Here is a 215-nt window from a genome sequence, read left to right as displayed (position 1 = left end):
GATCCAAACCTTCAAATTGTGAACCTTGAATTGCAAAGTGTACCATTGTGTTTTAGTAAACTTTATAGTCAACACCTGCTTCTCTCAGCTGCTATCTAAGAACTGTGTCCTGATCAACAGTCAAGCCTCTTGCGTCTACCATTACTACTGAAGAAGCTTTTTCCAGCTTTTCTTTGATTTCATTAACGACAACAAGCTTCTGTTCAATCTTTCCC

At 38.6% G+C, this 215-nt stretch carries 1 protein-coding gene; it reads right to left on the bottom strand.

Annotated features, from left to right (window positions below; genetic code table 11):
- Positions 1-91: 91 nt before the first annotated feature.
- Positions 92-208: a 50S ribosomal protein L10 gene (gene rplJ, locus NE558_RS14710; RefSeq protein WP_420314603.1), complete on the bottom strand. Its 117-nt coding sequence runs from the start codon at positions 206-208 to the stop codon at positions 92-94.
- Between the last annotated feature and the right edge of the window lie 7 nt (positions 209-215).

Origin of the sequence: Anaerotignum propionicum (genome assembly GCF_024461735.1) — a bacterium.
Classification (GTDB): Bacteria; Bacillota; Clostridia; order Lachnospirales; family Anaerotignaceae; genus Chakrabartyella.
Note: the sequence above shows the minus strand (reverse complement) of the source record. Positions and strands in the feature narration are given on the sequence as shown.